We start from the raw sequence: 1,421 nt of genomic DNA on the forward strand, positions 1-1,421 counted from the left end.
ATATCGCTATCGTCCCAAAGACGAGGTATGGCGGCACCGCGACCCCCCCCCCCCCCCCCCCCCCCCCCCCCCCCCCGGTGCCGGGTGATCACCACCCGGCCGGGTGGTGGCGATGCTCAGGAAGTCCTCGCCCAAGCGGAGGGTGATGAGCACCTTCCCGCCAGGCAAGTCCGGCGGGACCGAGTAGAAGTTGCCCTCGAACGGCACCTGGCTCTGCGGGGTGACCGTCCGCGCGACGATCACCTCGGCCGGGAACGGCAGCGACGGAATTCCCAACGGCGGCTCGCGGCCAGCAAGTTCAGCGACAGTGACCTTCCTGCCGTCGACGGTGCGGCGTCGTCCGTCCATCCTCGCGGCGAGTTTGTCGACACCGGATTGGGCCTGCTCGACCGTCAAGCCGTCGGGGACCGTGCGCCACCGCCGCTGAGCGGCAGAGTGGTTCATCTTCTCCACGACACCCTTGTGGTTGCCGCGACGCGGCGGGCAGATGTCGCCACCGACCCCGTAGCACTTCGCGACTGCGGCGAACGCCGGGGTGATCTGCCCGCTAGAGGGATAGCAGACGGTTGCCATTCGGCCGAACCGCCACCGCCGAGCGGTCCCGCCCAGCTTGCGCACCACCGCATCCAGAGACTGGACCAAGTGCGGGAGGTCCTCGCTCTCCGCCAGCACCGCCCGCCACTTCCCCGAGTGCGCCAAGGCCCCGACCAGCAGTTGCGCCTGCTCACCAATACCCCAACCTGCCGGAGGAGTTGACAGTTGCTGCCAGTCGAACTGGTTCTCCTGGCCCGGCGGATGAGCGATCACCGACGGTGTCACGGCCCTTGGCCGATCCCCTTCGAACCGCAGCCGCACCGGAACTGTTGCGTATCCTCCAGACAAGACAACGGGGCAACGGCCGCGCTGGAAAGATGACGAGCGCGCCCCTGTTTCTCTTACTCACAGCCCTACCGCTGCCAAGTACCCGTTCAGACAAGGATGGTGAGCACACGTGAGCAAACTCGGGTGGTGCATGACGGGACATCACCACTCATGTCCCACTGAAACCATCAGCGGCATCGGCTGCGACTGCACGTGCCATGCAACCGCACCTGAGGAGACCAACGCCCGTGCAGCCGGCGGCAATGACGCCGACAAGCTGGCATTCGGAGCCGACGGCGTCTGGTACGAGATAGACCTCAGCACAGGGCAGGCGTCCGAGCTTGGGCTGCTCTCATCACCTTCGTAGGTGCCGCCCGCGCCCAGGCGCAGGTGCCGTACCGCATCCGCCCGGCACCTGCCACTGCACGGGACCGCGCGAGTGCACCAGGAGGGGAGGATCCCGGGTGACCTTCCCCTCGTAGCGTGGAGGTGTGACTGAAGGGGAAGTTGAGGGTCATGGGTGGGAAGCGACGGTCGTACGACGCGCCGTTCCGTGAGGG

The 1,421-nt window shown here is 67.2% G+C and carries 1 protein-coding gene; it reads right to left on the minus strand.

What is annotated here, in order from left to right:
• Positions 1 to 6: 6 nt before the first annotated feature.
• The gene (locus ACZ7GZ_RS42605) at positions 7 to 819 is read right to left on the minus strand and encodes a transposase (protein ID WP_471033174.1); all 813 of its coding nucleotides are present in this window, start codon (positions 817 to 819) and stop codon (positions 7 to 9) included.
• Positions 820 to 1,421: the final 602 nt, after the last annotated feature.

It is taken from the genome of Streptomyces sp. NPDC037288 (assembly GCF_055603265.1).